Genomic DNA, 26,254 nt, shown 5'->3' on the forward strand with positions numbered 1-26,254 from the left:
CCGTCCCTCCGGGACCCCGGATCCGGACGCTGGGGCCACATGGGTGCGCTGTGGGTGATGACGCTGCGGCGGCCGGACGCGAGCTGAGCCGGATGCCCTGACCGGTCGCAAGTGGGTGTCACGAGGCGGCGATCCGGCGCACACTTATAGGCGATGCGTGCAGAGTTTCGGTATCGGCTCCCGCAACAACGGTTGGTGTCCACCGAGTTGCCCGGGCCTAGGTCGCGTGCCCTGACGGCCCGCCGGGAAGCGGTGGTGGCAGCCGGGGTGGCTTCCTCGCTGCCGATCTACGCCGCCGACGCCGACGGTGGAGTCCTCGTCGACGTGGACGGCAACTCGCTGATCGACCTGGGTTCCGGGATCGCGGTCACCGGTGTGGGGGCCGCCGATCCCGGCGTGGCCCGCGCGGTCTCCGAGCAGGTCGGACACTTCACCCACACCTGCTTCATGGTCACCCCGTACGAGGGCTACGTCCGGGTCGCCGAGGAACTCGCCGACCTGACACCGGGCGGCCACGAGAAGCGGTCGGTGCTGTTCAACTCCGGTGCCGAGGCCGTCGAGAACGCCGTCAAGGTGGCGCGGTCGGCGACGGGCCGGACGGCGGTCGTCGCGTTCGACCACGCCTATCACGGGCGCACCAACCTCACGATGGCGCTGACGGCGAAGGCGATGCCGTACAAGTCGCACTTCGGGCCGTTCGCGCCCGAGATCTACCGCATGCCGATGTCCTATCCGTTCCGGGACACGCCCGGTCTGACGGGTGAGCAGGCCGCGGAACGCGCGACCACCGCGATCGAGAAGCAGATCGGTGCGGACAGCGTGGCCGCGCTGGTGCTCGAACCGATTCAGGGTGAAGGTGGATTCATCGTTCCCGCACCGGGGTTCATGCCCGCGCTCGCGGCCTGGGCGCGCGAGAACGGGGTCGTCTTCGTGGCGGACGAGGTGCAGACCGGTTTCGCCCGCACCGGAACCTGGTTCGCCAGTGACCACGAGGGCGTGGTGCCCGACATCCTCACGATGGCCAAGGGCATCGCCGGTGGGCTGCCGCTGTCCGCGATCACCGGGCGCGCCGACCTGCTCGACGCCGTGCACCCCGGCGGACTCGGCGGCACCTACGGCGGGAATCCGGTGGCCTGCGCGGCGGCGCTGGCCTCGATCGACACGATGCGCCGCCTCGACCTCCCCGCGCGGGCCCGCCAGATCGAGGACCTCGTGTTGCCGCGATTGCGGGCACTCGCCGACAGCGTCCCCGCGGTCGGGGACGTGCGCGGCCGGGGCGCCATGCTCGGACTCGAGTTGGTCTCCCCGGGCACGACGGACCCCGATCCCGCCCTGACGAGGGCGGTGGCCGCCGCGGCCTTCGCGCAGGGCGTCATCACCCTGACCTGCGGAACGTACGGCAACGTGATTCGGCTGCTGCCGCCACTCGTGATCGGCGACGATCTGCTCCTCGAGGGAGTGGACGTGCTCGTGTCCGCGATTCGCGGCCTCGCCGGAGGTGCCGGTGGCTGATCCGCCGATAGGGTTGGGGTGCGTCCCGTCGAGCGAGCCGGCTCCGTCGTGCACCGGCCCTGTACGCAAAGGAACACCATGAACAACTTCGATGAACTCCTCGCCGCGGTGCCCACCGGACTGTGGATCGACGGCAAGCCGTGTGACGCGTCCGGGGGCGGCACGTTCGCGGTGCACAACCCGGCGACCGGCGAGGTGCTCGCCGAGGTCGCCGATGCGACCGCGGAGGACGCGCTGCGGGCACTCGACTCGGCGTCTCGCGTGCAGGGGGAGTGGGCGGCGACGGCGCCGCGGCAGCGCGCCGAGATCCTGCGCGCTGCATGGCAACTCGTCACCGACCGGGCGGAGGACTTCGCGCTGCTGATGACCCTGGAGATGGGCAAGGCGCTCGCGGAGAGCCGCGGCGAGGTGGCCTATGGCTCGGAGTTTCTTCGCTGGTTCAGCGAGGAGGCCCCGCGCATCCAGGGCCGGTACACCACCGCCCCGTCCGGCAACGGCCGGATCCTGGTGACGAAGTCGCCGGTCGGGCCGTGCCTGGCGATCACGCCGTGGAACTTCCCGCTCGCGATGGGAACCCGCAAGATCGGACCCGCACTCGCCGCCGGCTGCACGATGATCGTCAAGCCCGCCGAGGCCACCCCGTTGTCGATGTTGCTGCTGGCGCAGGTGTTCGCCGACGCCGGTCTGCCGGAGGGGGTGCTGTCGGTGGTGCCGACCTCCGACGCGGCGGCGGTCAGCGGTCCGCTGATGGCGGACCCGCGGCTGCGGAAGGTGACGTTCACCGGCTCGACCGCGGTCGGACGGAAGTTGATCGAACAGTCCGCGCCGCAGGTGCTGCGGGTGTCGATGGAACTCGGCGGCAACGCCCCGTTCGTCGTGTTCGACGACGCCGACCTCGACGCCGCGGTGGACGGCGCGATGGCCGCGAAGATGCGCAACGGGGGCGAGGCGTGCACGGCCGCGAACCGGCTGATCGTCGCAAACGCGGTCCGCGAGGAGTTCACCGCCAGGCTGACCGAACGGATCGCTGCGATGACCGTCGGACCCGGCTACGACGAGAAGAATCAGATCGGGCCGCTGATCACCGAGAAGCAGCGCAGCAGCGTCGCGGAACTGGTGGACGACGCGGTCGCGGCCGGTGCCCGCGTCCGCACCGGCGGTGGCCCAGTCGACGGTCCCGGCTGGTTTTACCAGCCGACGGTCCTCGACAACGTCCCCACCGATGCCCGGATCGTCGCGGAGGAGATCTTCGGCCCGGTCGCCGCGATCACCGGATTCGACACCGAGGACGAGGCGATCGCCGCCGCGAATTCCACCGAATTCGGCTTGGCCGCCTACATTTACACGCAATCACTGGAACGTACGCTGCGGGTCGCCGACGCGCTCGAGTCCGGCATGGTCGGTGTGAACCGCGGCGTGATCTCCGACCCGGCCGCTCCCTTCGGCGGCGTCAAGCAGTCCGGCCTCGGCAGCGAGGGCGGCACCGAGGGGATCGAGGAGTACCTCGAGACCAAGTACGTCGCGCTGCCGTTGTGACACGGGTTGGGCCGCGGACGGGATGAACCGTCCGCGGCCCCAGGATGGTCAGTTGTTGATCGGGGTGAAGCCGCTACCCACGATGCCGCGCGGGTTGAGGTCGCCCAGGATGTTCTTCGCGGAGGTGTTGACCCACGGCGGGATGTCACCGGTGCTCGCGGCGACGATGCCGACCCACTTGCCGGTGCCCTTGAGCACCACCGGTCCGCCGGAATCCCCGCCGCTGAAGCCGGCTGCGGCGCGGATCATGCCGCGGCTCACGTTTGTGATCATGCCGTTGCTGGGGGTTGTGATGACACCGGTTCCGAGGTCGGGGTCCCGGTCCGTCCTGGCTCCGTACAGTTCGACATAGTTGAACACGACGCCGGGCAGCGCCGGGGCGCCGCTCGAGTCGGTGTAGATGGAATTGACCTTGAACGGCTTGCCGCTGCCTGCCGTGCTCGTGACCGGCTGACGGGTCTTGTTCAGGACCTGGCTGGACAATTGCACCTCAGGTGCGAACTCGATCACCATGTAGTCGGTGCGGCTGTCCAGATCGGTCACCCGGGCCTCCGGATCCTCGGGGCAGGGTTGCAGGAACCCGTCGAGTTCCTGATCCGCGGGAGCCCTCCCGTCGTCAACCCAGTCGCACACGTCCCCGTCGACCCAGCGAACCCATCCAATGGGGTTCACAACGGGCTTGGGCCTGCCCGCCTTCACCTCCTGGTCCGCCCACTTGGCGGTGTCGCGGTCGTACACGGGGTAGTCGTTGTCGGCAAGGACGGTGCCGCGAGCCGGGCCGGTGTACTTGATGGATCGCACGACATCACCACCCGGGGTGCTGAACGTCCTCGTCGTACCCGCCTTCCAACTTGCGGGCGGGCTGCAGTGGCCTGCGGTGATCCCGATCTTGCGTCCGGCGGAGTCGGTTCCGACGACTCCCATGGTGCAGTACTTGCTCACGTATGTGATGCCGTTACCGTCCGCGCCCATGTCGCCGGTGAAGTCGATGAACATGCCTGGGTAGGCGGCCGGGGTACCCGCCGGGGGCGGGTACGCCGTCCAATCGTTGCCGTTGATGGCATCGATGAGGGCTGCGTTGGCAGTCGTCGCCGCCGCCGTGGCCATCCCCACTGCGAGGGCGAGTGTGGTGAGGGTCCCGGCGAGCAGTCGGGTCGCGCGCTTCATGCAGTGTCCTGTCTGTGAACGAGCAATGTGCGCGTGAGCGTACCGACAGGTCTATTTGATGGGCGCTGATTGCGAAAATGTCTGCCGCGCAAGGAAATCGATGATCATCGACGGGGATGTAGCCGCCCGGTAGCGGCCTCGATCGGAGGGAGTCGAGACGAATGTCGTGGCCGGTGGGTGGCCGCGTCGGGGTTCGGGTGTGGGGTTACTCGGGGGTGTCTGCGTTCTCTCGGCCGAGCAGTCGGTCGACGACCTTGCGGTGCAGTTCGGGTTCGGGCTGGGGGAGGCCCATCAGTGCGGCGAGATAGATGCCGTCGCCGACGAGGCGGACGATCTCGGCCCGGACCGGGTCGTCGATCTCGGCTTTCAGTCCGTCGTCCCAGGAGCGCATCATCTCGATCACGGCCTGCTGCACCTCGCCGTGTCGGCCGTCGACCGAGCGCAGGGCCGCGATCGTGGACTGGAACAGCGCGAGTTCGTTGGTGGCGCCGGTGTCCATCGTCTGCAGGTACCACTCGGCCACCGAACGGCCGGACTCCGTCAACTGCTGGTCGGAGCGCTCGCCGAGCCGGCGCACCATGCCGGCGAGCAGCGCCTCCTTGGAGCGGAAGTGGTAGAGCAGTCCTCCCTTGGAGACGCCGGCCTCGGCGGCGACGGATTCGAGGGTGACCTGGGCGAGTCCGCGGGTGAGCAGCAGCTTCTCGAGTGCGTCGAGAATGCGGTCGCGGGTACTGGGCGCGGGGGCGTCTGTCACGGGAATCACTGTACCGGCTGGACGGTTGGCTGTTAGCATGGAGCGGCTACTGTACCGGCTGGACGGTTCAGTACCACATCCGTCGCCATCGCCAATCTCGGAACCGAGGGGAGTCCTTCCGTGTCTGTCATCGCAGACCGCGCACAGTCGTCCGTCATCGCCGACCCCGGCCGGGCCACGCCACGCGACTGGCTCGGGCTGGTGGTGCTGGCGCTGGCTGTGCTGCTGATCTCGGTCGACGGCACGGTGCTCGACCTCGCGCTGCCGTTCATCAGTGCGGACCTGGCGCCGACCAGTACTCAGCTGCTGTGGGTCATCGACGTCTACTCCTTCGTCCTCGCCGGTCTGCTCGTGACGATGGGCACGCTCGGCGACCGGATCGGTCGGCGTCGTCTCCTGCTGATCGGCGCGGTCGGCTTCGGGCTCGCGTCCGCGCTGGCCGCGTTCGCGGTCTCCCCGGAAATGCTGATCGCCGCGCGCGCCCTGCAGGGTGTGGCCGGTGCGACGTTGATGCCTGCCACGCTCGGCCTGATCCGCACGATGTTCGTCGATCGGCGCCAGCGCACGACGGCCATCGCGGTCTGGGGTGCGATGGCGGGAGGCGGCGCGGCTGCCGGCCCGCTGATCGGCGGCTGGCTGCTCGAGCACTTCTGGTGGGGCTCGGTGTTCCTGGTGAACCTGCCGGTGATGCTCGTACTGATCATGTTCGGGCCGTTGGTGATTCGCGAGTCCAAGGATCCGAACCCGGGACGCTTCGACCTGCCGAGCGCCGCGCTGTCGATGCTGGCGATGATCCCCCTCGTGTACTCGATCAAGGAGTCCGTCGCGCACGGACCGACGTGGACGCTGGCGGCGGTCGGCGCGATCGGCCTGGTCGCGGGCTGGGCCTTCGTGCGCCGTCAGCGCGTGCTCGACGCGCCGATGCTCGACCTGAGCCTGTTCGGCCGGCCCGCGTTCACGACCGGTGTGCTGACGAATCTGCTGTCGATCTTCGCGTTCGCCGGCGTGCTGTTCTTCGGTTCGCAGTACCTGCAGCTGGTGCTCGGGTACACGCCGCTGGAGGCCGGTCTGCTGATGCTGCCCGGAACCGCGATGAACATCGTGTTCTCGCTGCTCGCGGCGTGGTTCGTGCGGCGCTGGCAGCCGGGCACCGTCCTCGCTTCCGGCCTGGCGGTCTCCGCGCTCGGCGCGGCGGCGCTGACGTTGCTGCGTGCCGACGGCGGCCCCGCCGCGTTCGTCGTCGGATTCGTGCTGTGCGGAATCGGTGTCGGTATCGCGCTGACGCTGACCTCCGACCTCGTCGTCGGTTCGGTGGAATCGGATCGTGCGGGTGCCGCCTCCGCGGTGTCGGAGACCGCCTACGAACTGGGTATCGCGCTCGGTGTCGCGGTTCTCGGCAGCGTGGTCCTCGCGATCTTCCGGGGCAGGCTCGACGTCTCCGGTCTGGACGAGGCCGCGGCGCACGCCGCGCAGGAAACCCTCGGCGGGGCGGTCGTCGTCGCGGAGCAGGCGCCGGACGCGGTGGGCGCCGCGCTGCTCGAGTCCGCCCAGCACGCCTTCGTCAGCGGCACGCATCTGGCGGCAGTGATCACCGCCTGCGTGCTGGCCCTCAACGCGGTGCTGGTGTACCGGATCATGAACCGGAGCTCCTAGGCCGCGGTGCTGCCGGGCCGCGGTGTTCTTCGGGTGCGGCCGGAGAGCGACGTGTCGCCATTTGAGTAGATGATGAATAGGTGACCGACGGCAAGAGGGCCCACCGCTCGACCCTGCGCGCGGAGCAGGCCGCCCGGACCCGTGTCACGGTGCTCGACGCCGCGACCCGGTGCTTTCTCCGCGACGGATACGCGGCGACCACGATGAAGCAGATCGCCGCCGAGGCGGGTGTCGCGCCGCAGACGGTCTTCGCGCAGGGCGGCAAGTCCACGTTGTTGCTCGCCGCCGTCGACCGCGCGCTGACCGGTGACGACGAGCAGGTCGCGCTGCGCGATCGGGACTTCCTCCTCGGCGTGGTCACCGCGCGGTCCAAGTCCGCCAAGCTCGCCGCCCTGCGCCGCGTCGTCGAGACCCGGCCTGCGGACGAGGCGGGGCTGATACGGGAGTTTCGCCGAGCGGCCGGTGGCGACGTCGAGGTCGCGGCCGCCTGGACGGACTACGAACAGCGGCGCTACTCGGATATGCACGCCCTCGTCGCCTCGTTCGAGCACCTGCTAAGAGACGGCGTCGACGTCGACGGGGCGACCGATGTCATGTGGTCGGTGTTCACCTCCGCGACCGGAGACATGTTCGTGCAGGGCAGGGGATGGTCGACGGCCGAGTACGCGCGCTGGCTCGCGGACGCGGTCGATCGGCTGCTGCTGCGCTAGCGGCCGGGGCCGGCGTCGAGCACGACGAACGAATGTCCGGGGACGACGGTCGCGGCACCGGTCGCGTCCTGGGTCGGTGGATCCCACCACAACAGCGGGGTGCCGCCGGCCGGGACCGTCACCGGATCGGGTCCGAGGTTGCATGCGACGCGAATCATGCCTCGGTGCAGCACGATCCACCGTGCATCCTCGTCGTAGTCCACGTCGAGACGGTCGAGCCACGGGTCGCTGAGCTCGGCCCGCTCCGCCCGCAGTGCCAGCAGGTCCCGGTACGTTCGCAGCAGCCGGGAGTGCGGTTGCGTCTCGAGTTCGGTCCAGTCGAGTTTCGATCGCAGGAAGGTCTGCGGATCCTGTGGATCGGGAATCTCGGTGGCCGGCCAGCCGTGGGCGGCGAACTCCGCGATCCGTCCCGCTGCGGTGGCGGCGGCGAGTTCCGGTTCCGGATGCGAGGTGAAGAACCGGAACGGCGTGCTCGCGCCCCACTCCTCGCCCATGAACAGCATCGGCGTGTACGGGGAGCACAGGATCAGCGCAGCCTTGATCGCGAGCTGCCCGACCGTGAGGTACTCGCCCGGCCGGTCGCCGGTGGCGCGGTTGCCGATCTGGTCGTGCGTACAGGTGTACGCGAGCAGCGCGCTCGCCGGGGTGCGCCGCACATCGATCGGCCGGCCGTGGACGCGGCCGCGGAAGCTGGAGTAGGTGCCCGCATGGAAGAACCCCTGGCGCAGGGTGGTGGCGAGGCACTGCAGTGAGCCGAAATCGCCGTAGTATCCCTGTCTTTCGCCGGACACCGCGGCGTGCACCGCGTGATGGACGTCGTCGTCCCATTGGGCGTGCAGACCGTACCCTCCGGCGGACCGGGGTGTGATCAGCATGGGGTCGTTGAGGTCGGACTCGGCGATCAGGGTCAGGGGCCGGTTCAGGTGCGTCGACAGCGCCTCGGTTTCGACGGCGAGCTCCTCGAGCAGGTGAGTGGCGGTGTGATCGTGAAGGGCGTGCACGGCGTCCAGTCGCAGGCCGTCGATGTGGAACTCCCGCAGCCAGCGCAGTGCGTTGTCGATGACGTATCGGCGCACCGGGCCGGAGTGCGGACCGTCGAGGTTGGGGGAGGCGCCCCAGGTGTTGAGTCCGGTCGACAGGTAGGGGCCGAACCGGTCGAGATAATTGCCGGACGGACCGAGGTGGTTGTAGACGACGTCGAGAATCACGCCGAGTCCGCGGCGGTGGCAGGCGTCGACGAAACGCTGGAGTCCGTCCGGGCCGCCGTACGGCTCGTGGACCGTGTACCAGAGCACCCCGTCGTAGCCCCAGTTGTGCTCGCCGTTGACGCCGTTGACCGGCATCAGTTCCACGAAGCCGACACCGAGATCGACCAGGTGGTCGAGGCGGTGGACCGCGGAGTCGAAGGTGCCCTCCGCGGTGAACGTGCCGACGTGCAGTTCGTAGACGGCGCTGCCGGCGAGCCGGCGGCCGGTCCAGGTGGAGTCGGTCCAGCCGCCGGGGTCGACGGCGTGCAGCATCGACGGCGCGTGCACCCCTTCCGGCTGCCGCGCAGAGCGCGGGTCGGGCAGCACGGTTGGGTCGTCGTCGAGGACGAACCCGTACCGGCTCTCGGCGTCGGCGTCCACATCGGCGTGCCACCAGTCGTCCTCGTCCCGGGTCATCGGGTGCGTCGCCCCGTCGAGATGAAGGCGCACCTGTCGGGGTGTCGGGGCCCAGACCTCGAAGTGCCGTGTTCCGCTCATCGGTCCAGGATGCCGGACTCGACCCGGGAGCGGAGACCCCCAAATTTGGTCAATCGTTCAATTGGTTGGTTGTCCAGTTGATTTGATTGCGCGCTAACACTTGGCTAACCCGAGATCTTGTGACACGCTCACGAGGAATTCGGTGTAAGTTCCAATTCGAATTGATTGCGCGTTGATCAAGGCTCGAGCTGTGCGGTATGGGGCATCGCACAGCGAAGGTTGATGCGTCAGTCAATTACAGGTCAGCTAACCGGGGAGGGTTGTTGAACGTGGCATATGTGAGTACATGGCGTCGGGACGGTGTCGGAGCGGAGCCGGGTGGGTCCTGGCGGAGTGTCGAGGCGCTCGAGTCGTGCGCCGTGCCGGGGTGTTCGCGATCCGTCGGTGCCGCGGGTGACGCGTGCGCGAGATGCCGGTCCGCCTACGGGGACGTGATGGGCTTCGGAGGCTGGACGTCGGCTCGTGCCGAATGCTGGCTCTGCGGTGGGCACGCGACCGTCGCCGGTGCCGCCTGCCGCGACTGCGCGTCGGTCGTCGACCGCACGAGCCCGGTGGCCGCGGGGCTCGGATGCGTCGGTGCCTTCGGCACAGTTCCGGTCCGCCGGACGGGGTAGCGAGTTCGCCTGTCGTCGGCATTGCCGTTCGCCTGAAGGGCGGCGTCCCTGCTCTTCGGTGCGCTGTCCGGGTGCCGTCGAGTCCTGGCCGGACTGATCGGGCGCTTGGTGAAACGGTTCTCGGGCGCGTCGGATCTTCCTGTCGTTTCGTGCGCTTCCATGAAAGCCGTTGTATCCGAGTTTGATCCGTGTTCCATTGGATGGTTGTGCTGTCCGCGGATTCGGCGCGCCCTGCCGCGATGTGGTGGCCCGTGGCGAAATCGTCGACGGTCTGAGTGCACTTTCACCCCTCGGTGTCGTCGTCTCTCGGTCAGCCTGGCACGAGGGGCTGCGGACGTCGGTGAGGGGGAGGTGACGCAGGCGTGTCGGAGTCGTTCGATCACGCGCGGAGTGGGCGACGGGTGAACTCGGCGGGGGTTCCGTCGGCGCCGGCCGGTGGGGTGACATCGGCGTCAAGCTGTGTCAGGATGACCCTGACAAATTTGTCAGACGAACCCTGACAGGAGTTGTGATGAGCAGTGTGATCGAGCGCGCGCTCGCCGCTGATGTGACGGCGCAGGCATCGGCGGTCACGGTGGCCGCGCTGGCCGAGGTGGGCAGGCAAGCCGATCTGATCGTCGGGGCGGGACCACTGCCGGGCACCCCGGAGTGGGAGGCGGAGGAGGGGACCGACATTCCGCTCGAGCGGCAGCTCGCGTGGCAGCTCACCTCGCTGCGGCTGCAGTTGGCGGCCGGTCTGGATTGCGCCGACACGGTGGTCGTGCTGCGGGCCGGCGGTGTCACGTGGGCGTTGATCGCCCGCGCCGCGGGAATCACCCGGCAGTCCGCGCACGAGCGCTGGGGCGGCCGGGTCCGCGAGATCCTCGATCGCCACGGCGAGGGCATGCCCGACAGCGTCGCGGACGACGAACCGCCGACCGGATAGCGTCCCGGTCGGCGGTTCGGTGGAGATCGGCTGAGGTCGGCGGGCGGCGTTGCCGCACCGGGCGCGATGCGGCGTTGCCGCACCGGGCGCGTCAGCGAGCGGCGTTGCCCAGGTCGATCGGCATGTTGATGCCGGTGATGTGGTGCGCCTCTTCCGAGCACAGGAAGGCCACCACGTTCGCGACGTCCTCGGGCTCGCTGAAGCCGTACGGAAGCGACGGCATGAAGGCGGGGGCGAGGGTGTCGGAGAACTGCTCGAGCAGCGGCAGCATGTCGGACATGATCATGCCGGTGTTCACGCCGAAGGGGTGGACGCTGTTGACGCGGATCCGGTGCATGCCGAGCTCGTTCGCCATGGTGCGCGTCAGGCCGGCGATGCCGGCCTTGCTGGCGACGTAGTGGCCGACGAAGGGGGCGCCCTTGAGGCTGGAGACGGAGCTGGTGACGACGATGGACCCGCCCTCGCCCTGTTCGATCAGCTTCGGGATCGACGCCTTGCAGGTGTGGAACACGCCGCTCAGGTTGACGTCGATGGTCTCCTTCCACTGTTCGAGGGTGATCTCCCAGGACAGCGCGGAGGAGCAGATGCCGGCATTGGCGACGACGTGGTCGAGGCGCCCGAACGCCTCGAGGCCGGCGTCGAGGGCGGCGGTGACGGCGTCGAAGTCGCGGACGTCGGCCTTGGTCGCGACGATCTTGCGGCCCTGCTCCTCGACCAGGCGGACGGTCTCGGCGAGGTCCTCCTCGGTGGCGCCCTCGTACGGGGTGGACGCGAACTTCGTGCACGCGTCGAGCGCAATGATGTCGGCGCCCTCGGACGCGAACTTCACGGCCTCTGCCCTGCCCTGCCCGCGGGCGGCGCCCGTGATGAATGCGACCTTGCCTTCGAACCGATTGCCCATGTCGTCGAAATCCTTCGTTAGCCGTGATCAGTTGTGCCGTGGCTCACGGTAGGCGCTGAAACGGCACGGCGTGCCGGTTTGTCTCGTTGGGTGGTATGTCGCCCGTCACTCTCGGACCAGCAGCGCGACCCAACGGCGGGCGAACAGGGTTGCGAGCTCGGCGTAGCCGTCGAAACCGTGACCGGTCAGCCGGTCGGTCCATCTGCCGGGGGGAAGCGGCAGCACGGTGTCGTCCCAGCCCCGCTCGAACAGCCGGACCGTGAACCGGGCGGACACCGCGATCACCTCCTCTCCGCGCAGGAACCCGACCAGGTGATCGGCGGCGGGTCCGTCCGCGAGGACGGGCGAGTACGAGGCACCCACGAAGCACCACGGCCGCTCCCGGCGCAACCGCAGGGACTCCCGGACGACGAGGAGCTTGCCCGCCTCGTCGACGGCCCCGCCCGGATACAGCCCGGCGAGCAGCCGGCGACGCACGTCGAAGCCGACCGGCCGCCGATTGTCCGGGTCGACGAGCGAGTCCTCCCACAGCTCGGTGCCCTGGTACACATCCGGAATGCCGGGTCCGGTCAGTTGCAGCAGTTTCTGGCCGGCGGACACGATCCGCCCGTGCGGGGCCAGTCGCCGAACGAACGCCGACATCGACCGCGCCACCGGTCCGCCCAGCACCGCGTCGATCCAGTCGTGCACCCGCGTCTCGTACTGCTCGTTCACCGCCGCCCAGTCGGTGTGTACCGCGGCCTCGCGGACCGCCTTCGCCGCGTATTCGTGGAGCCGGCGATGCAGGGTGGTGGTCGGGTCGCCGGTGGCCGGCCAGATTCCGAACATGGTCTGCCACAACAGCAGTCCGGTCACCGGGTCGGGGCTGGGGGCGAGCTCCTCCCATTCGCGCACCGCCCGGGCCCAGGCGTCGGGCGCCTGCGACAGGACACCGATCCGCGCGCGCACGTCCTCGCCGCGTTTCGTGTCGTGCGTCGACAATGTCGTCATCGCCGCCGGCCACCGACGTGCCCGCTCGGCCTGCATCAGGTGGAACTGCGGGACCGGGATCGCGAACCGGCCCGGATCTCCGCCGACCTCCTGGAGTGAGGTCAGCCGGGCGGTGCGGTAGAACAGTCGGTCCTCGACGGCCTTGGCCGTCGCCGCGCCGCACACCTGCTGCAGCCGCACCGCGGCCTCCCGGTTCGCGAGCAGTGCCCGTGTCACGATCGAGAGCGTCCCCGTCAGATCGGGCCGGGCGTCGGCGGCTGCGGCGACTGCGGCACCGAGCAGTCCGGCACCGGTCCGGTAGTCGGTCCGGTAGGTGGGTATGCGGGCCACCGTCTCGATCAGCGCCTCGATCAGGGGTGCGGTGTCCACGACCGCGCCGGCGCGGATCGTCTCGGCCAGCCGCCGCACCTCCGGCGCCAGCCCGCCGCGGAGCACCTCGATCTTCGCCGCGTGTTCGGCGGCGGCCAGCGCGTCGGCGTCGCCGGCGTCGCCGGTCCGCTCCCGGTGCAGCGCGGTGAGCGGTCCGGCACCGGCCGGGTCGAGGAACACGCCGCCGAACTCGGCGAGGGCGTCGTAGCCGGTGGTTCCGTTCACCGGGAGGGTTGGGTCGAGGTGTTCTCCGGGGGTGAGGATCTTCTCGATGACCAGCCAGCGGTTCGGCCCGACCAGATCCCGCAGTTCGGTCAGATACCGGGTGGGGTCGGCGAGACCGTCCGGGTGATCGACGCGCACACCGTCGACCAGATCCTCCGCGAACCAGGACGCCGGTTCGCGGTGCGTAGCGGCGAAGACCACGGGATCCTCCTGACGCAGCGCGGCCAGCGAGTCGACGGTGAAGAAGCGGCGGTACCCGATCCGTCCGCTGCGCCAGGACACCAGTTCGTACGCCTGTCGGGCGTGCACCAGAGCGGGATCGTCGCCCTCGGTGCCGGGCGCGATCGGGTACCGGTGCTCGTGATAGGTCAGGACCGGCTCCGGGCCGGTGGCGTCGACCCGCAGCGCGTCGACGCCGTCGTCGCCGAGGAGCGGGATCGCGATCCGTTCCCGTGTCCAGTCGATGTCGAACCAGCGGGCGTGTTCCGAGTCGCGACCGAACCGCAGTACGTCCCACCACCACCTGTTCTGGTCGGGCCTGTCGACGCCGACGTGGTTCGGGACCAGGTCGACCACCACGCCCATCGCCCGCCGGCGCAGATCCGCGACCAGCGCCTCCAGCGCTCGCCGGCCGCCGAGCGCTTCCGAGACCGTGGTCGGGTCGGTGACGTCGTAGCCGTGCGCCGAACCGTTGACGGCCGTCAACAGCGGGGAGAGGTAGACGTGGGACACGCCGAGTTCCTCGAGGTAGTCGGCCAGCTCGCGAACCTGGTCCAGGGTCAGCGAATCCGGTCTCAACTGCAGTCGGTACGTCGACGTGATCGGCTCCAACGTCTCACTCCGCCCGGCGCAGAACGGTCAGTGATCGTGCCGGCACCTTCAGCGCCGCCCCGCCGTCGACCCTCGCATCGGACCGTCCGGTCGCCACCGCGGTGTCGAGCACGACCTCCCACTGCCAACCCGAACCGCCGTACGGCACGGTGAACTCCAGGTCCTCGTCGTGCGCGTTGAAGCACAGGAGGAACGAGTCGTCGGTCACCGGTTCGCCGCGGTGGTCCGGCTCCCGGATCGCGTCACCGTTGAGGTAGGCGCTCAGGGACTTGCCGAAGCCGCTGCCCCAGTCCTGCTCCGTCATCTCGACGCCGTTCGGCGTCAGCCACGCGATGTCACGGGCGGAGTTGCCGCCCTGCACCGGCCGGCCCTCGAAGAATCTGCGCCGTCGGAAGACGGGATGCGCGCTCCGCAGCGCGATCACGCGTCGAGTGAACTCGAGCAGGTCCGAATTCGTCCGAGCCAGGCTCCAGTCCATCCACGACAGGGGGGAGTCCTGGCAGTACACGTTGTTGTTGCCGGACTGGGTGCGGCCCATCTCGTCGCCGTGCGCGAGCATCGGGGTGCCCTGGCTGAGGAACAGTGTGGCGAGGATGTTGCGGCGCTGGCGGGCCCGCAGTTCGAGGATCTCGGGGTCGTCGGTCGGGCCCTCCACCCCGCAGTTCCAGGACCGGTTGTGGCTCTCCCCGTCCCGGTTGTCCTCGCCGTTGGCGAGATTGTGTTTCTCGTTGTAGGACACCAGGTCCGCGAGGGTGAACCCGTCGTGCGCGGTGACGAAGTTGATGCTCGCACTGGGCCGGCGGCCCGTCTCCTCGTACAGGTCCGACGAGCCGGTCAGCCGGGACGCGAACTCGCCCAGCGTCGCAGGCTCACCGCGCCAGTAGTCGCGGACGGTGTCGCGGTACTTGCCGTTCCACTCCGTCCACAGGCCCGGGAAGTTGCCGACCTGGTAGCCACCCTCGCCGACGTCCCACGGTTCGGCGATCAGCTTGACCTGGCTGACGATCGGATCCTGCTGCACCAGATCGAAGAACGCCGACAGCCGGTCCACGTCGTGCAGTTCGCGGGCCAGCGTCGACGCCAGATCGAACCGAAACCCGTCGACGTGCATCTCGGTCACCCAGTATCGAAGCGAGTCCATGATCAGTTGCAGGGTGTGCGGGTGCCGGGCGTTGAGGCTGTTACCGGTGCCGGTGTAGTCCATGTACATCGACTTGTCGTCGTCGACGAGTCGGTAGTAGGCGGCATTGTCGATGCCGCGGAAGTTCAGGGTCGGGCCGTCGTGATTGCCCTCGGCGGTGTGGTTGTAGACCACGTCGAGGATCACCTCGATGCCGGCCGCGTGGTAGGCCCGCACCATCGCCTTGAACTCTGCGACCGCGCCGGACGCCTTCGTCGCCGACGAGTACCCCACATGAGGGGCGAGGAACCCGAAGGTGTTGTAGCCCCAGTAGTTTCGCAATCCCTGGTCGATCAGCACCTGGTCGTGGAGGAACTGGTGTACCGGCATCAACTCGATCGCCGTCACCCCGAGTCCGGCCAGGTGGTCGATCACCACCGGATGCGCCAGACCGGCGTACGTGCCTCGAAGCTCCTGCGGGACACCGGGATGTGTCGCGGTCATCCCCTTCACGTGCGCCTCGTAGATGACCGTCTCGTGGTAGGGCCTGCGGGGTGCCCGGTCGGACTGCCAGTCGAAGTACGGGTTGATCACCACGGTGGTCATGGTGTGTCCGAGGGAGTCCTCGCCGAACGTGCGCAGTGCGTAGTCGCCGGGGGTACCCCCTGCATGGAGTGCTTGGGGGCCGAAGTCGCCGTCGAACGCCTTGCCGTACGGGTCGAGCAGCAGTTTCGACGCGTCGGCCCGCAGTCCCTGCTCGGGGTCGAACGGGCCGTGCACCCGGTAGCCGTACCGCTGGCCCGGCACCACACCGGGCAGGTAGGCGTGCCAGACGTAGCCGTCCACCTCGGTCAGCGGGATCCGCTCCTCGCTGCCGTCCCGCGCGATCAGGCACAGCTCGACCGCTTCGGCGACCTCCGAGAACAGGGAGAAGTTGGTGCCGGCGCCGTCGTACGTCGCGCCGAGCGGATAGGCGTTGCCCGGCCACACGGATCGGGCTGCGGACGGTGCGGCGTCGGACATGGACTCGACCCTAGTGTCAGTCGGCCCGTGCCGTCGGACGGACGGGTGGTGGGCGAGAGGGAGCTTCACCTCTTCCGGGTGAATCGCGAGCGTCGGTCGGCGAAATACCGTCGTTTCACCTTTTGCCTGGGTGTTCTGTCGTGCGGTTGTCCGCGGGGAGAGGTGGGTTTGCGAATGTCCGGTGACGAAGGGCCGATCCGTCCGAAGATGACCGAGGAGTATGCGGAGGTCGTGGGCAGAGCCGCATATCTGTGGGGTTGGGCGCTGGTGAACATGCACAACCGGCGAACCCTCATGGAGCAACTGCCCGCGCCCGGGCTGCTGGCGGGCATCGTGCCCGCGGGCCCGCCCGGGACGATCGGCATGCTGCGGGACTACATCCGGCCGGAGGAGCGGGTCGTCGCCTGCCCGAATCAGGACGTGGTCTACGGATTCGGTGTCCTCGACTCCGCTCGCGGACCGTCGGTCGTGCAGGTGCCCGACTTCGGTGACCGGTTCTGGGTGTACCAGGTGGTGGACCAGCGCACCGACTCGTTCGTCCGGCTCGGCGCGATGTACGGGACCGCGCCGGGCTTCTACCTGCTCGCGCACACGTCCTGGGACGGTGAGGTACCGGCCGGCATCACCGACGTCTTTCGTCACGACACCCGGGTCGGGGTCGTGATCCCGCGCGTCTTCCTCGACGACACCCCGCGCGACCGGGTCGCGATCGCGCCGCTGGTCGACCGCATCGCCATGTACCCGCTGTCGGAGTTCGACGGCACCGTCAGGACCGTCGACTGGTCGAGTGTGCCGTCGTTCGGCGGCGGAGACGCCGCCGGAAGTGGCGCCGGCGGTCAGAGCGAGACCCAGTGGGTCCACCCCGAGACATACTTCGCCGAGCTCGCCGAGGTCCTCGACGAAGTGCCTGCACTGCCAGGGGAGGAGGCGCTGTACGAGTGGTTCCGGTCCGCCCTCTCCGGGGCGGAGGACGATCCGGCGATCGCGGACGCGCTCGGTCGGGCCGCTGTCGACGCCGATGCAGTGGTGCGGGAGATGTTCGAGTTCCGCAACATCGGGATTCCCGTCGCGCACAACTGGACCACCCAGCGCAACGGGGCCGCCTTCGGCGCGGACTACCTGTCGCGAACCGCGATCGGAAAGTCCAACATCTTCGTCAACACCCCGAACGAAACCGCCTACTACTACCAGGATCTCGACGAGCGGGGTGACCGCCTGCACGGCGCCGCCACCTACACCGTGCGGTTCCCGGCCGGTCAGCTGCCGCCGGTGCGCGGTTTCTGGTCACTGACCGTCTACAACAAGCACCACTTCTTCCATCCCAACGAACTCGACCGATTCTCCCTGGGCACCAAGAATCAAGATCTCACCCACGGCGACGACGGGTCCCTGACCCTGACGGTCGGCGGCGCCGCCCCGACCGATCCGAAACTGCTGACGAACTGGCTGCCCGCACCCGATGACGAGTTCACCATCTTTCTGCGCGCCTACTGGCCCGATCAGGACATCCTCGACGGAACCTGGGAGCCCCCGGCGGTCACCAAGTCCTGATCGGCCCGGCCGGGTGATGCCCTAAGCCCTCCAGTAGCCGGTGAACTGCACGTGGTCCTTGGGGAAGTCGCGTTCGCCGACGAGGTGACGTCGAAGCGAGGTCACCAGCGCGGCCTCGCCGGCGAGCCACGCGTACGTGCGGGCCGGCTGGAGGTCGAGTTCGGACAGGGCGCGGTACGTCGCGTCCGCGCCCGCGGTCCGGGTCACGGTGACCCCGGCGGGGGCGGGGATGGGGAGGTCGAGGCCCGGTCCGCCGTCGACGAGCACGAGTTCGCCCTCTGCGTCGCGGGGGAGTGTCTCGGCCAGCCGGGTCAGGGCGGGAAGGGCGGTGGCGTCGTCGACGGCGAGGATCCGCTCGGTGCGGGGCAGCGCGCGGCTCACCCTCGGCCCCACGACTCCGATGGGTGTGCCCGGCCCGGCGCGCCGCGCCCAGTCGGTCGCGACGCCCACGTCGTGCAGGATCACGTCCACGACCAGTCCAGTCGAGTCGAGTCGGCGCACCGTGTACTCGCGGTAGATCACGTCGGGATTCACCGGCATCACGAAGCCGCCGTCGCCGGCCACCTCCGGCAGCGCGATCCGCTCGGTTCCCGGCTGGGGGAAAAACAGGATGGCGACATCGTCGAACCCGGTGCTGACGACGGCCGGATGTCGGCCTGCGTCGTCGGTGAACGCGCCGAGCTGGGGTCCGGCGAGGTGAAGGCGCACGAGTCGCGGCTCCACCTGCGTGGTGTGTACGACCTGCAACATTCGCACGCACGTCGGATGTGGTGTCTCGGAGCGGAATCGCGAGATCGCTCTGCGGGACTTCTCGCTGCTCATGCCGCGGGGGCCGCCGCATGGGACGCCGGGGCCGGGTTGCCGCGGTGTGATGCGCTCGGGTGTGGGGGTCGGGCAGGCATCAGGCGACGATAGCGCCCGAAGTTAGATTTCCCTAGCCTAAGTAGCTTGACCTAAGGTGACCCTATGTTCGGTTCACATGGAAGCTCGGCGCGCGTGAAACTCGGCGTGGCCGCGGCGATCTCGGCGCTCCTCCTGGCCGCCTGCGGCACCTCCTCGACCGACGATGTCGCGGAATCCGACAAGGCCTACACCGTCGACCACGCGATGGGCGAAACCACCCTGCCGGGTGTGCCCGAGCGTGTCGTCGTCATCGACTCGCCGCATCTCGACGCACTCGTCGCCCTCGGCATCACCCCGGTCGGAGCGACGGAATCGGGTGCGGGGGACGGCTTCCCGGGATACCTCGCGGACGACCTCGACGGCACGAAGAGCGTCGGACCCACGGCCGAGCCCGACATCGAAGCCATCGCGGCCCTCGAACCCGACCTCATCATCGGTTCGAAGGTGCGGCACGAGAAGATCTACGACCAGCTCTCGGCGATCGCGCCGACCGTCTACTCGGTCAACTCCGGTACCGAATGGCAGGAGCAGGCCCGCGTCACGGCGGCCGCGGTCAACGAGAGTGGCGAGATGGACGCGCTCCTGACCGAGCTGACCGACCGAGCGACCGCGGTGGGCAAGGACGTCGGCGCCGCCGGACGTACCGCGTCCATGGTGCGATTCCGGCCGACCAACTTCCGGCTGTACGGCCCGAGCACCTTCTCGGGCTCGATCCTGACCCAGGTCGGCTTCGACCTCGGTGAACGTGGCTGGAACGAGTACTCCATGCTCGAGCTCAGCCCCGAGCGCTACGCGGAGATCGACGGCGACGTCGTGTTCTACACGAACCCCGGGGGCGACCCGAACACGACCACCATGGGCACCGTGACCGGGCTGTGGGGTTCGCTCCCCGCGGTGCAGGGCGGTAAGACCTTCGAGTTCGACGACGAGACGTGGATGGTCGGCATCGGTGTGGTGGGTGCGAACGTCATCCTCGACCAGATCGGCGAGGCGCTCGGCTGACGCCGCCCCTTCCGTTCCGTCACCACCAGCCGGTGGCGGCGCCGAGTCGGCGATCCAGTTCGGGGGCGAGGCTGCGGACGTAGGCGGTGGTGAGGTGGTCGCCGTCGCGGTAGATCAGGCGGTTTCCCTCGATGACGCGGCAGCGGTCCGCGCGGCACACCGCGTCCGACAGATCCAGCGGGTGCACCGTCGGCAGGTGCGCGGACGCCGCTTCGGCCGGATCCACGACGTCCAGGACCGCGGCCCGGTCGACGCCGCAGGTGTCGGCGTTGCCACCGTGCGCGAGACAGTCGGGTGCGCGATAGGCGATGCCGTTCTCCGACAACCACGGGGTGTCGCGCACCACCGTCATCGGCAGGCCGAGCGTGGCCATCCGGTCCCACACCCGCACGTAGCCGTCCGGGGTGTAGTCGCCGCCGACGTCGTCCGGGCGGGGACGGGTCGAGGTGCTGAACACCAGGTCGGGTGGTGACGACTCCAGTTCGTCGAGCACCGTCGCGGTCCACCGCTCGCACTCGCCGTTCGCGGTGTCCTCGTCGACCGGCAGGATCGCCGGACATCCCACCTTCAGGTAGGTGTCGATGCGCAGGCCGCGGTCGTCGGCGATGCTCGCGAGCGCGGGCAGCCAGTGTTCGGAGTGCGATCCGCCGATCAGTGCCACCGTGCGCGCCGCGTCGGGTTCGCCGTACGAGCAGCGGATCACCTCGACCACCTCGTCGGTCGCCAGGCAGCCGTCGTCCCACGACGGCGGGACGTCGAGATGCGCGACGAACCGGTTCGGCTGCTCTCCCCGCTCCGGAGCGTCGACGCCGTCGACGAGGACCGCCGCGCCCGGGTAGTCGCGGGGGTCGAGGTCGGCGATGTGGGCGACCTCGACAGAGCGGTTCGCGATGGTGCCGATCCAGCCCGTCGCCGTCGCGAACACCGCCACCGCGAGCGCCCCGACCCCGGCGACGAGCGCCGTCCGGCGCGGCGAGGGGTTCCCGCGCCGGATCGGCTCCTCGACCAGTCGGGTCGTCAGATGCGCCAGCACCAGTGAGAGTCCGATCACCACCAGGCCGCCGCGCAGCCCGATGCGCTCACGGTCGGTGAGGACCAGCGCGAAGATCAGCAGCGGCCAGTGCCACAGGTACAGCGAGTAGGCGACGTCGCCCAGCCGGCGCAGCGGGGCCGAGCCGAGCAGACGGGTGGCCGGGGCGTCCACACTCGCTGCCGCACCGGCGACGACGATCGCGGCGGTCGCCGCGACCGGCACCAGTGCCCACGGCCCGGGGAAGTCGTGCCTGCCGTCGAGCAGGACCCCGGTGCAGGCGACGACGACGAGCCCGACCACGCCGAGCAGCACCCGTGCCTGCCTCGGCACCCGGAGCCACGGCATCGCGCAGGCGAGCAGGCCCCCGGCGAGCAGTTCCCACAAGCGGGCGCCCGTGTCGTAGTACATCCAGGTCTGCGGCTGCGCACCGGACGCCGCGTAGCAGAAGGAGACCGCGGTTGCGACCGCGAGGATCGCGGTGATCGGACCGCGGACCGCGACACCGCGCAGCCGCAGCAGCCACGCACTCGCGAACACCACCGTCAGCGCGAGCAGGTAGAACTGCCCCTGCACCGAGATCGACCACAGATGCTGCAGTGGACTCACCGACGGATCCGCCGCTAGATAGTCGGCTGCGGTGCGGGCCAATTGCCAGTTCTGCCCGAAAAGCAGTGCGGCCCGGCTCTGTTCGGCCAGCGCCAGCCACGCGGTCGGTGCCAGCAACAACGCGCCGGCGACCGCCGTCGCGGCCACCACGACGGCGAGCGGCGCGAGCAGCCGGCGAGCGGTTCGCGCCAGGATCGGCCGCGGATCGAGCGGCGACGACGATTCCGCCGCCCGCACCAGCGAACCGACGAAGAAGAACCCCGACAGCATCAGGAACACGTCGACGCCGCCGGACACCCGGCCGAACCAGACGTGGAAGAGCACCACCAGCGCGATCGCGAGGCCGCGCAGGCCGTCGAGGTCGGCGCGGCGCGTCGAGCCGGCTTGTCGGGCCGAGGCGTCGACGGGTGCGGCTGTACGGGCAGGCAAGTCTCTCCCTGTGGTTGCGACGAGCTGAACGCGCGGTGAACGGTGCGTGCGGGGTTCGACGGACGAGTGTAGGTGGTACCGGTGGGCCCACTTACCGCAGGCGTTCGCACGGACTTCGCCGCGCGGAGTCCCGGCCCGTCGCGGCTCGTCGGGGGTCGCTATCGTCGGGCGACGTGACCTCGCGCTACTCGTCCGACCGCATCTCCGCCATCGACGCCGCCCACCTGTGGCATCCGTACGGGGCGTTCCCGGCCGGCACCGAGCCGCTCGTCGTGTCGGCCGCCCGGGGGACCCGGCTCATCCTCGCCGACGGCCGGGAACTCGTCGACGGCATGAGCTCGTGGTGGGCGGCCGTGCACGGCTACCGGCACCCCGTTCTCGACGCCGCCGCGACCGACCAGCTCGGCCGGATGAGTCACGTCATGTTCGGCGGGCTCACCCACGAACCCGCCGCCCGGTTGGCGGAGCTGCTCGTCGCGATCACCCCCGACGGGCTCGACAAGGTGTTCCTCGCCGACTCCGGATCGGTGTCCGTCGAGGTCTCGATCAAGATCGCCATGCAATATCAGCGGGCGATCGGGCGACCCGAGCGACACCGCCTGCTGACCTGGCGCGGCGGCTACCACGGGGACACGTTCGCGCCGATGAGCGTGTGCGACCCGGACGGCGGCATGCACTCGATGTGGACCGACGTGCTGGCGCGGCAGGTGTTCGCGCCCGCGCCGCCCCGTGACTTCGACCCGACCTACGTCGCGCAGTTCGAGGCGATCCTCACCGAGCACTCCGCCGAACTGGCCGCCGTCATCGTCGAACCGGTCGTGCAGGGCGCGGGCGGCATGCGTTTCCACGACCCCCGGTACCTGACCGAGCTGCGCCGGATGTGCGACGAGCACGGACTGCTGCTGATCTTCGACGAGATCGCCACCGGCTTCGGTCGCACCGGTGAACTGTTCGCCGCCGACCACGCCGGTGTCGCACCCGACATCATGACGGTCGGCAAGGCCCTGACCGGTGGATACCTGACGCTCGCCGCGGTGCTGTGCACCTCCGCGATCGCCGAGGCGATCAGCGCGGGGGAGGGCGGCGGCGTCATGCACGGTCCGACGTTCATGGGCAACCCGCTCGCGTGTGCGGTGGCCGTCGCGGCGGTGGAACTGCTGCTGTCGCGGGACTGGCGATCGGAGGTCGCCGCGCTGGGTGAGGGTCTGGATGCCGGGCTGGAGCCGGCGCGGACGCTGCCCGGCGTCGCGGACGTGCGCACGTTCGGCGGCATCGGCGTGATCGAGATGACGGAGCCGGTGGACATGCGCACCGCCACCGCCGCGGCCGTCGACGCCGGCGTGTGGCTGCGGCCGTTCGGCAAGCTGATCTACGCGATGCCGCCGTTCATCTGCACGCCCGACGATGTCGCGACCATCGCGGCCGGCATGGTCGCCGCCGCGCGCAGCCAGCACTGAGTTTCCGCTCGATGCGAGGTCCGTGGCCTACTTGAACGCTGTACTTGAACGGCGTTCAGGTACGCTCCCGTGCCATGACCGCTGCACTGAGTTGGCTCGACGAGATCGCGGACGCGCGTCGCGCGGCCGGTCTGCACCGCACGCTGCGTCCGCGGACGGCCGGTTCGCCGCTCGTCGACCTCGCCTCCAACGACTACCTCGGCCTCACCCGGCACCCCGAGGTGCTCGACGCCGCGGCGACCGCCCTGCGCCGCTGGGGCGGTGGCTCGACCGGTTCGCGCCTCGTCACCGGCACCACCGCCGAACACGAACTCCTCGAGCGTGAACTCGCCGAGTTCGTCGGCGCCGAATCCGGACTGGTGTTCGCCAGCGGGTACGCCGCCAACCTCGGCGCCGTCGCCGCACTGGCAGGCCGGGACGCGCTGATCGTCTCCGACGCCGGCTGCCACGCCTCGCTCGTCGACGCGTGCCGGCTGTCGCGGTCGCGGGTGGTGGTCACCCCGCACGCCGACGTGGACGCCGTCGCGACCGCGCTCGCCTCCCGCGCCGAACCGCGCGCCCTCGTGCTCACCGACTCGGTGTTCAGTGCCGACGGCGACCTCGCGCCGCTGCGGGACCTGCACCGGGTGTGCCGCGAACACGGCGCGTTGCTGCTGGTCGACGAGGCGCACGGCGTCGGGGTGCGCGGCGACGGTGGCCGCGGCCTGGTGCACGAGGCCGGGCTCGCCGGTCAGGCAGACGTGGTGGTCACCGCGACCCTGTCGAAATCGCTTGCCGCCCAGGGCGGAGTGGTGCTCGCCGACGACCGCGTCCGCACGCACCTGATCGACACCGCCCGCACCTTCATCTTCGACACCGGCCTCGCGCCCGCCGCGGTCGGCGCCGCCCGCGGCGCGCTGGCCGTGCTGCGCCGCGAACCCGAGCGGGCGGCGGCCGTCCTCGACCGCGCACGCGACCTCGCCCGCATCACCGCGGCCGGTGAGCCGGAATCCGCGGTGGTGTCGGTGATTCTCGGCGACCCGCAGGTCGCTTACGACGCGTCGCTCGCGTGCCGCGACCGTGGGTTGCACGTCGGCTGCTTCCGGCCGCCGTCGGTGCCCGCCGGCACTTCCCGGCTGCGGCTGACGGCCCGCGCGAACCTCACCCCGTCCGACATGACGGTGATCGAGTCCGTGCTCACAGACGTGCTCTCCTCGGCCGAGTCGACCCCGGGCGTTTCGGCGGCCCACGCGTGAGCATCCTGTGCGTCACCGGTACGTCGACGGATGTCGGCAAGACCGTCGTCACCGCGGCGCTGGCCGCGCGGGCCCTGCTCGCCGGGCTGTCCGTTGCGGTGTGCAAGCCGGCGCAGACCGGGATCGCTGTCGACGAGCCCGGGGATCTGGCTGAAGTGCAACGGCTTTCGGGTGTCCTGGACGTTCTCGAGCTGGTCCGCTACCCGGAGCCGCTGGCGCCGGACACCGCCGCCCGGCGGGCCGGCATGCCGCTGCTCAGGCGCGCGGACGTGGTTTCGGCGGTCCGCGGGCTCGACGCCTCCCACGACCTGACCCTCGTCGAGGGCGCCGGGGGACTGCTGGTGCGCCTCGGTTCGGGGGGATTCACCCTCGCCGACGTCGCTGCAGACCTCGACGCGCCACTGGTGTTGGTCGCCGCCGCCGGGCTGGGCACCCTCAATCACAGCGCGCTGACCGTTGCGGCCGCGCGGCAGGCAGGCGTCGATTGCGTCGGGACGGTGATCGGGTCGTGGCCGGAGGATCCCGACCTGGCCATGCGGTGCAACCTCGCGGACCTCGCCGAGGTGACGGGGGTGCCGCTGCTCGGCCGGATTCCGGAGGGGGCGGGCAGACTGGGCCCAGACGAGTTCGCTGCGGCGGCGCCGGGCTGGTTCGATACCGATCCGATCGCCGCCCGGCCGCTCAGTGCGGCACCGGGCAGCCGCTGCCGTATCCGACGGGGAAGTGCTTGATTCCGTTGAGCCATCCCGACCGCAGCCGCTGCGGATCACCGAGCCGGCTGATGTCCGGGAGCCGGTCGGCGATCGCGTCGAAGATCAGGCCGATTTCCATCCGGGCCAGGTTCGCGCCGAGGCAGTAGTGGGGGCCCGAGCCGCCGAAACCGAGGTGCGGGTTGGGGTCGCGGGTGATGTCGAAGGTGGTCGGGTTGTCGAACACCTCCTCGTCGAAGTTCGCCGACGCGTAGAACATCGCGACCCGGTCGCCCTCGCGGATCAGCTGCCCGCCCAGCGTCGTGTCCGCCGTCGCGGTCCGCTGGAAGGACGTCACCGGGGTCGCCCAGCGCACGATCTCGTCCGCGGTGGTCGCCGGACGTTCCCGCTTGAACAGCTCCCACTGGTCGGGGTGGTCGAGGAACGCGATCATGCCGTGGGTGATCGCGTTGCGGGTGGTCTCGTTGCCTGCCACGGCGAGCAACAGCACGAAGAACCCGAACTCCTCGGGTGTCAGTTCGTCGCCGTCCACGTCCGCCTGGATCAGGGTGGTGACGATGTCGTTCGCCGGACACCGGCGCCGCTCGTCGGCCATGCCGTAGGCGTAGCCGATCAGCTGGGCGACGGCGTCCATGGGGTCGACGTCGTACTCCGGGTCGGCGCCGCCGATCATGTCGTTGGACCAGTCGAACACCTTCCTGCGGTCCTCCTGCGGGATGCCGATCAGTTCCGCGATCGCCTGCAGGGGCAGCTCGGCGGCGATGTCGGTGACGAAGTCGCCACTGCGGGCGTCGGTGCCCGCGGCCCCGGCGACGATCCGCTCGGCCCGGTCCGTCAGCGCCGCCCGCAGGCTCTCGATCGCGCGCGGTGTGAAGCCGCGGGCGACCAGTTTGCGAAGCTTCGTGTGCTCGGGTGCGTCCTTGTTCAGCATGATCAGCCGCTGGGACTCGAACGTCTCCCGGTCCACGTCGTCGTTCAGCCGGACCAGGGCTCCGTTTCGCCAGCTGGAGAACAGTTCGCCGTCGCGGGAGATCGCCCGGACGTCCGCGTGCCGGGTGACCACCCAGTACCCCTCGTCCGGGAATCCGCCGACGTTTCGGGGCTGGGGATTCCACCACACCGGGCAGCTCCGGCGCAGAGCCGCCAGCGCCTCGTGGGGGACGCCCGCCGTGTACACGGCGGGGTCGGTGAAGTCGTAGCCCGGCGGAAGATCGACGGCCGGCGCGGTCGCGTGGTCGGGCATCGTTTCGTGT

Annotated in this window: 19 protein-coding genes; 10 read left to right on the forward strand and 9 right to left on the reverse strand. The window is 69.8% G+C overall.

Annotated elements, in window-relative coordinates; translation table 11 throughout:
* Nucleotides 1-153: 153 nt before the first annotated feature.
* Nucleotides 154-1,512, forward strand: a complete 1,359-nt coding sequence (gene gabT, locus ACWDU4_RS15325) for a 4-aminobutyrate--2-oxoglutarate transaminase (protein WP_450114756.1) — start codon at nucleotides 154-156, stop codon at nucleotides 1,510-1,512.
* Nucleotides 1,513-1,590: 78 nt separating this feature from the next.
* Nucleotides 1,591-3,048: an NAD-dependent succinate-semialdehyde dehydrogenase gene (locus ACWDU4_RS15330; RefSeq protein WP_450114757.1), complete on the forward strand. Its 1,458-nt coding sequence runs from the start codon at nucleotides 1,591-1,593 to the stop codon at nucleotides 3,046-3,048.
* A 48-nt stretch (nucleotides 3,049-3,096) separates the two neighbouring features.
* Here the strand turns inward: ACWDU4_RS15330 and ACWDU4_RS15335 are convergent, their stop codons facing one another.
* Both ACWDU4_RS15335 and ACWDU4_RS15340 read right to left on the reverse strand, forming a co-directional pair.
* Entirely contained in the window at nucleotides 3,097-4,215 is a 1,119-nt protein-coding gene (locus ACWDU4_RS15335) for a hypothetical protein (protein ID WP_450114758.1), read from the reverse strand.
* A gap of 205 nt (nucleotides 4,216-4,420) precedes the next feature.
* Nucleotides 4,421-5,008, reverse strand: coding sequence for a TetR/AcrR family transcriptional regulator (locus tag ACWDU4_RS15340; protein WP_450114759.1), 588 nt, complete (start codon nucleotides 5,006-5,008; stop codon nucleotides 4,421-4,423).
* 81 nt (nucleotides 5,009-5,089) lie between these two features.
* On the opposite strand from ACWDU4_RS15340, the gene ACWDU4_RS15345 reads away from it, so the two are divergent.
* Together ACWDU4_RS15345 and ACWDU4_RS15350 are read left to right on the forward strand one after the other, a co-directional pair.
* The gene (locus ACWDU4_RS15345) at nucleotides 5,090-6,622 is read left to right on the forward strand and encodes an MFS transporter (RefSeq protein ID WP_450114760.1); all 1,533 of its coding nucleotides are present in this window, start codon (nucleotides 5,090-5,092) and stop codon (nucleotides 6,620-6,622) included.
* A gap of 80 nt (nucleotides 6,623-6,702) precedes the next feature.
* Nucleotides 6,703-7,332, forward strand: coding sequence for a TetR/AcrR family transcriptional regulator (locus ACWDU4_RS15350; RefSeq protein WP_450114761.1), 630 nt, complete (start codon nucleotides 6,703-6,705; stop codon nucleotides 7,330-7,332).
* Here the strand turns inward: ACWDU4_RS15350 and treZ are convergent.
* A complete protein-coding gene (gene treZ / locus ACWDU4_RS15355; protein WP_450114762.1) occupies nucleotides 7,329-9,077 on the reverse strand; it encodes a malto-oligosyltrehalose trehalohydrolase in 1,749 nt (582 codons plus the stop codon). The two genes, ACWDU4_RS15350 and treZ, sit on opposite strands and share 4 nt — an antisense overlap.
* 1,125 nt (nucleotides 9,078-10,202) lie before the next feature.
* On the opposite strand from treZ, the gene ACWDU4_RS15360 reads away from it, so the two are divergent.
* Nucleotides 10,203-10,616, forward strand: coding sequence for a hypothetical protein (locus tag ACWDU4_RS15360; protein WP_450114763.1), 414 nt, complete (start codon nucleotides 10,203-10,205; stop codon nucleotides 10,614-10,616).
* A gap of 91 nt (nucleotides 10,617-10,707) precedes the next feature.
* Here ACWDU4_RS15360 and ACWDU4_RS15365 read toward each other — a convergent pair whose 3' ends face one another.
* The 3 genes from ACWDU4_RS15365 to glgX form a co-directional block, all read right to left on the reverse strand.
* Nucleotides 10,708-11,517, reverse strand: a complete 810-nt coding sequence (locus tag ACWDU4_RS15365) for a mycofactocin-coupled SDR family oxidoreductase (protein ID WP_450114764.1) — start codon at nucleotides 11,515-11,517, stop codon at nucleotides 10,708-10,710.
* A gap of 105 nt (nucleotides 11,518-11,622) precedes the next feature.
* Nucleotides 11,623-13,932 carry a malto-oligosyltrehalose synthase gene (gene treY / locus ACWDU4_RS15370; protein ID WP_450114765.1) on the reverse strand — a complete coding sequence of 770 codons (2,310 nt, stop codon included), beginning with the start codon at nucleotides 13,930-13,932 and terminating at the stop codon, nucleotides 11,623-11,625.
* 4 nt (nucleotides 13,933-13,936) lie between these two features.
* Nucleotides 13,937-16,075 carry a glycogen debranching protein GlgX gene (glgX, locus tag ACWDU4_RS15375; RefSeq protein ID WP_450114766.1) on the reverse strand — a complete coding sequence of 713 codons (2,139 nt, stop codon included), beginning with the start codon at nucleotides 16,073-16,075 and terminating at the stop codon, nucleotides 13,937-13,939.
* Between the two features lie 174 nt (nucleotides 16,076-16,249).
* Here glgX and ACWDU4_RS15380 point away from each other — a divergent pair, with 174 nt between their 5' ends.
* The gene (locus ACWDU4_RS15380) at nucleotides 16,250-17,626 is read left to right on the forward strand and encodes a DUF1254 domain-containing protein (protein ID WP_450114767.1); all 1,377 of its coding nucleotides are present in this window, start codon (nucleotides 16,250-16,252) and stop codon (nucleotides 17,624-17,626) included.
* A gap of 21 nt (nucleotides 17,627-17,647) precedes the next feature.
* Here the strand turns inward: ACWDU4_RS15380 and ACWDU4_RS15385 are convergent, their stop codons facing one another.
* Nucleotides 17,648-18,376: a siderophore-interacting protein gene (locus ACWDU4_RS15385; protein ID WP_450114768.1), complete on the reverse strand. Its 729-nt coding sequence runs from the start codon at nucleotides 18,374-18,376 to the stop codon at nucleotides 17,648-17,650.
* Nucleotides 18,377-18,592: 216 nt separating this feature from the next.
* On the opposite strand from ACWDU4_RS15385, the gene ACWDU4_RS15390 reads away from it, so the two are divergent.
* Nucleotides 18,593-19,531, forward strand: a complete 939-nt coding sequence (locus tag ACWDU4_RS15390; RefSeq protein WP_450114769.1) for an ABC transporter substrate-binding protein — start codon at nucleotides 18,593-18,595, stop codon at nucleotides 19,529-19,531.
* A 19-nt stretch (nucleotides 19,532-19,550) separates the two neighbouring features.
* On the opposite strand, the gene ACWDU4_RS15395 is transcribed toward ACWDU4_RS15390, so the two are convergent.
* Entirely contained in the window at nucleotides 19,551-21,599 is a 2,049-nt protein-coding gene (locus ACWDU4_RS15395; protein ID WP_450114770.1) for an acyltransferase family protein, read from the reverse strand.
* Between the two features lie 173 nt (nucleotides 21,600-21,772).
* Between ACWDU4_RS15395 and ACWDU4_RS15400 the strand changes: the two genes are divergently transcribed.
* The 3 genes from ACWDU4_RS15400 to bioD all read left to right on the forward strand — a co-directional run bounded on the left by ACWDU4_RS15400 (nucleotide 21,773) and on the right by bioD (nucleotide 25,022).
* A complete protein-coding gene (locus ACWDU4_RS15400) occupies nucleotides 21,773-23,056 on the forward strand; it encodes an adenosylmethionine--8-amino-7-oxononanoate transaminase (RefSeq protein WP_450114771.1) in 1,284 nt (427 codons plus the stop codon).
* 74 nt (nucleotides 23,057-23,130) lie between these two features.
* Nucleotides 23,131-24,291: an 8-amino-7-oxononanoate synthase gene (locus tag ACWDU4_RS15405; RefSeq protein WP_450114772.1), complete on the forward strand. Its 1,161-nt coding sequence runs from the start codon at nucleotides 23,131-23,133 to the stop codon at nucleotides 24,289-24,291.
* Nucleotides 24,288-25,022: a dethiobiotin synthase gene (gene bioD, locus ACWDU4_RS15410; RefSeq protein WP_450114773.1), complete on the forward strand. Its 735-nt coding sequence runs from the start codon at nucleotides 24,288-24,290 to the stop codon at nucleotides 25,020-25,022. The genes ACWDU4_RS15405 and bioD overlap by 4 nt, the downstream gene beginning before the upstream one ends.
* On the opposite strand, the gene ACWDU4_RS15415 is transcribed toward bioD, so the two are convergent.
* Nucleotides 24,973-26,244: a cytochrome P450 gene (locus ACWDU4_RS15415; RefSeq protein ID WP_450114824.1), complete on the reverse strand. Its 1,272-nt coding sequence runs from the start codon at nucleotides 26,242-26,244 to the stop codon at nucleotides 24,973-24,975. The two genes, bioD and ACWDU4_RS15415, sit on opposite strands and share 50 nt — an antisense overlap.
* Nucleotides 26,245-26,254: the final 10 nt, after the last annotated feature.

Source organism: Rhodococcus sp. NPDC003348 (assembly GCF_053589375.1).